This is a genomic window from Candidatus Neomarinimicrobiota bacterium, assembly GCA_041862535.1.
Classification (GTDB): Bacteria; Fidelibacterota; Marinisomatia; order SCGC-AAA003-L08; family TS1B11.
On record JBGVTM010000224.1, the window covers coordinates 1 to 5,463 of the forward strand.

Sequence of the window (5,463 nt, forward strand, 5' to 3'; positions counted from 1 at the left end):
GTTCTGTGATGGCCCGGCTGTACCGCAGCGGCATTGAAGGTTACCGTGACATCAGATTGGTTACCGGCTGGGACCACCCCCTCCATCGCACTTAGCCGAAGCCAGGGTGGTAGGAGGTAAAAGGTGATGTGTCCCTGGCCGGGATCAGGAGCAAGATCAGATTCATCATAATACCCTGCTTCTACGGCTAGGTTTATCACTGAGAATCTCTCGAAATGAAATCTATTAACCCCCAAGATTATCTCGGTTGAGTCTATTTCTCCTTTATAGGTTGTAAGATTGTCGACATATAGCCAATCATATTCAAAATCAGGATCATACCGCAGCAAGCAATACTCATTATATTCCGGACTGGCAAAGATGATGTAATCAACACCGAGTTCCCAACCGAAATCCGCATCAGCATCGATATTCCAACCAGTATTGGTTTCTCGATCAGCATCAATGACAATAACTGCGAAGAATCCGCTATCTGCTAGGGGGGTGTAACTCTCCAGCTTAAAAAGGATCTCACTCTGGGTGACCCCACCGTAAACGTGTTGAATATCGTAGCCAATATCTGGCTCGTCGGGGTCGGTATACAACAGACGCCACGATGGTTCTCCGGGGGAGATCATAGAGCCGGCAGCGGTCAATCTTTGAGGAGGGAGCTCCCCAACTTCACTTTGTTGGTCTCTTAGGCTGCTGTGCAGGAGCTCATGCAAGGAGCTCACAGACGAATAGGAGCTGGAACTACCTATAGCTTCGGCTGGTCCTTCACAGGCTTGCTCCCCTTCACCAATGGGTCCCTTAGTACTCACAATAATCTCATATATCAGTTCGCTCTCGCCAGCGCTGTTGTCTATGGTCAATATCTGGGTCGATGAATCACCCGGAGATAGAACCTCACTCAACGAATCTGGGGAGACCGCAATCACCGGCGGATACAAACCCTTGCCCAATAACCTCACCACAAAACTGGACTCATCGGGGTCATTGTTGGTGATAGTAAGGGCACCTGAGTAGACACCGACGGCCGTTGGTGCGAACGTTACCACTACCGCCTGGCTCTCACCGGGGTACAGGATGAAGGACGTCGTGTCCACCGTAAAAGCGGCCTCACTGGAGACGATGTTACTGACTGTCAGCGAGTCCGTGCCGTTATTGGAAACGACGAGCTCAGCAGTGGCGGGCCACCCGATGAACACGATACCGTAATCCAATGTATCCGCCGAAACGGCAATGTTCGAGGCACCGGTAACCTGAAGGTGAGTGGGAACCCACACCTCGGGATTGGCCGGATCGTTGCTGGAGATCACCATATCTGCGCGGTAGCTGCCCGGGTTAATATGAGTGGCATCAAAGGTGACCTCGACGTCTATTGACGAACCGGCGGCAACCGTGCCCGATTGAGGTGAGACGCTCAGCCAGCTCTGCATCATCCAATTGATGGCATTGGCGATCAAATCACGGTTGCCCTCCCACCACCATCCTGCCAGATACTCCCCCAGAAGGACTGTCCGGGACTGACCTTCATACGAGACACCATAATAATTATCATCGCTGCCCGCAAATATCCAGTCGGCGCCATCCAACAGGTACCAATCATTGTCACTATAGTACAGGTGTATTTCATCAATGCCCTCCGTAATGGGATTATCCGGGTTCAAATACCCCCAGTAGTAGTCTCCATCATAGGCATCTGTAATGCCAAACACGGGCTTGAGCAGAGCGTCGGTCCCCGGGTAATAATCAAAGTTATCATCCAGGTCGTCCATACCCAGGATGACAGGCTTCCCCGCATGATAGAACATATTGATTGAGGTTGCCTCACTCAGTGTGATATCAGCATCATCCTCACAAATGACCAACGCATCATAAGGCTCGATAAAAGAGTAGTCATAATAGCTATAGACATCAATGAATACGTACTGCTCAACCAGGGCCGAATCAGTGATAAGTTCATACAATATATCGTATGCCCAGTCGCCTACGACGGCGATCCGTGGAAGGACAGCGCTTTGAGCAGCTTGATAATAGCTGCCCAGACCAGCCTTGAACCGGGCAAGTTCTGCCTCAGTAAAGGTCCTGTACGTCTTCCCGTCAACGGTTAACTCGGCAGTCCGGGTGACCCCCTGTAGAGCCTCTAATGCTGCGCTCACCAAGCTGTTGGAATTCACCGCGTAGGTTGCCCCCACTGAGACCGGCTTACCTGCTGGGGCCAGACCTGGGCTGAATCCACTCCCATTCAGAACCGACGCGCCTGCAGCGCCAGAGGCTGGGGTGCCGTAGGAGATGTTCCTGGTCGAAATGTCAAAAGCCAACTCACCAAGACCCGAGTTGGTGATCGTCACGGTCTGAAGGATCACATCACCGGTATACAGCTCCGCGCTGAGCGAGTCCGGACTGACCGCAATCACCGGCGGCTCCACTCCTTCGCCGCGCAAGGCTACCGTCACACTGGGCCTATTGGGATCGGTGCTGGCGATAGTCAACGTCCCGGGAAATATACCGGTCGAGGACGGTGCAAACGTCACCGCCACCGGCTGGCTCTCACCGGGGAACAGACCGAAGGCGGTGATGTCCACCGTGTAGACGGGGTTGTTGGAGGAAATCCCGCTAACGATCAGCGAGCGTGAACCAACATTAGAAACAACCAACGTATCAGTGACAGACCAGCCCACAAAGGCAGGGCCAACGTCCAGCGAGTCGGCTGATATAGCGATGTCCGGAGCACCCGTCACGTGGAGATTAGCGGGAATCCTGATCTCAGGATTGGCGGGGGCGTTGCTTATCACACATATCTGAGCCTCGTAGTCGCCGCCAGATAATCCGGTGGCATTGAAGATAACCTCGACATTCTCGGATCCACCCGGTGCAATTGTGCCGGAATCCGGTCGGATAGCAATCCAATCAGGCATGAGGTGTATAGCATCCAGGAAGGCATCCATAATGCTCAGAGTCGCAGTATTGTTGATGTAGTAGCCGTTACTTCCGGCGTAGAGCAGATAGTATATCCGGTTGCTCCCGCTCAAGTTACAGACGCGATGATAATCATCGTTGGTATTCGTGGAGAACTCATGATAGGCGGTAGGATTGTCCGCGACAACGACCAGGTGATTGACCGACGGGTCACCGGCACCATACACTCGTTTGACAAATCCGTAGTAGGTGACACCGTGCTTCATCATCTCCAACACAGCACCATCCGCGTACCCCGAGCCATCTGCGCCCAGATAGCCGGAAATCTCAAAATTGTCAACATTGTCCAGATCGGCTACAAAGACAAATAAACCGGGATATTTACGGGTGAAATAGCGCCCACTGGTGCCCAGGGCCCCATGTGTAGTTATTACACCATTGGAGTATGGTATAGGACCGCCCAGGTCAGTGAAGAGGTAGTTACCCCCGTCATACATATCATTCCCGCCATCCGATATATAGTTACCGGTCACACCTTCAGAAAAATCAAACCGGTTCGGGACAATATCGGTTACAGCGGAGTAATTGGTGTTCAGGTTATCAAGAATAGTTTCCAGAGTATTCACGCTTAGGCCCTGGACGGCATCCGCTTGCGTAACAGGATCATCAGGATCCACTTCAGGAACCACAGCGCCTAATTCCACACCCTCCTGGTCAATCCCTGGAGAGACATAAATCTTGTCAGCGCTGGGCCTCGCAGGAGGTGCTCCCACCACTTCTTTCGAGCAAGGCAACATAGCTTGACCAGCAAATTGGGGGCTGGACGACAGAACCGTAGGGGTACCAGTCTGTATCAGGACACCCTCCCAATACAGCTCGCTGGTCCCGAGGTTGCTTATGGTTAGCATCTGGACGATTGAATCGCCGGTAAACAGATCCGTACCCAGCGAGTCCGGGCTAACCGCAATGACCGGAGGCTCCACACTTTCGCCGATTAATGCTACCGTCACGCTAGGCTCATCTGGATCGTCACTGGTGATGGTCAACGTTCCGGAAAAAATACCGGCCGAGGCAGGAGAGAACGTCACTGCCACTGGCTGACTTTCCCTTGGAGACAGGACGAAAGTCGTCGTATCCACCGTAAATGCGGGGTTATCAACAACAATGCTACTGACAACAAGCGACTCCGCCCCCTTGTTAGCTACTAGGAAAGAGCACGTATCAGGATATCCAACGAATATGCTTTCGTAATCCAGGGTGTCTTCGGAAACGGCTATATCCGGAGCACCCGTCACATGGAGATGGGCGGGAATCCTGACCTCGGGATTGGCCGGATCGTTGCTCGCCACCATGATCCCGGCATCGTAGTCTCCACCTTCCATCCCGGTGGCATCAAAAGTGATCCCAATATCCAGAGCGGACCCGGCCGGGATCGTGCCGAAGCGCGGATCGATAGCAAGCCATGGGGGAGCCCCGGAGAGCATTAATACATTATAAATAAACTGCTTATCGGCTTCGGTCGCAGGTTCATCTCCCTCAGGTAAGGCAGAATGGTAAATCCTATTCCCGTAGACCACCAGGGCCGTCTGACCGTTTCCCGAGATCGCAATCAAATCCCCCGTCGGAATTGCAGCCTCGGTCCACGTGCCGCCCGAGGGGATCACCGTCGTGTAATTGAAACCACTCTCAAATGGTTCCGTAATGTTGACCAATAACGGATGCGTTGGCTTGACAAAGTACAGGGGGCCGTACTCGTTATAGTTCCAGTAATAGGTTTCGGTCTCACTCAGGCCCACCAGGGGCGCCAGATAATCAACCTGGGCCTGCAGTTCCGGATATTCACCGTTATTGAAGGTGCCCCCAGATATGTACAGCCCCGCGCCGTCTTCCACATACTGGGCAATCGCCATGACTTCTGCATCTGAAAAAGGACCGTAACTCTGATCAGGATTCCAGTTATCTGATATTATGAGAAGATCAGCGCCACTGGTAACGAGGCCCTCATAGGTAATCACAACATCGTGAAAGGTAGCATAATCTATCAGAATCTCAGTTTCACCATAAATCGGCCAGTTGGCGTTAAGCTCGTCCCAAATAAGCTGATTATTCCAGGTACCGATGCCATCCAGCACTACCGCATATATGAAGTTCGAGGGAGGTGACGGATTAGCCTGGCGCTTCTGCCAGATGTCATCAGCGGACATTCGCTGGAGTGGGATGGAGCCTCGATTATCCTTCGTGAAAGATGCGGAGCTACTCGTCGCAATGATGCTCTCGTTTGCCTCCAGAATCCGATATACCAAGTCTGTGTCCCAGTGGACTTCCAGCTCCCCACGCCCATTGAGGAACATCCCATCCTGCATCGTGCCACTTGTGTCAGGCGCTGTTGTTGAAATTTCAAATACTAGATCACTCTTCCCGGCACTATTATCTATGGTTAGATACTGGATGGAGTTTTCACCCGTGAATAGATCAGCCCAGAGCGAGTCGGGTGACACTGCAATCACCGGAGGTTCTACTCCCTCGCCGAATAATATCACAGCCACACTGGGTTCATCCGGG

1 protein-coding gene is annotated in these 5,463 nt (G+C 52.6%); it reads right to left on the reverse strand.

The window, feature by feature from the left end; all coding sequences use genetic code 11:
- A partial coding sequence (locus tag ACETWG_08195; GenBank protein MFB0516570.1) for a choice-of-anchor D domain-containing protein occupies nt 1–5,252 on the reverse strand: 5,252 nt, incomplete at its 3' end.
- Nucleotides 5,253–5,463: the final 211 nt, after the last annotated feature.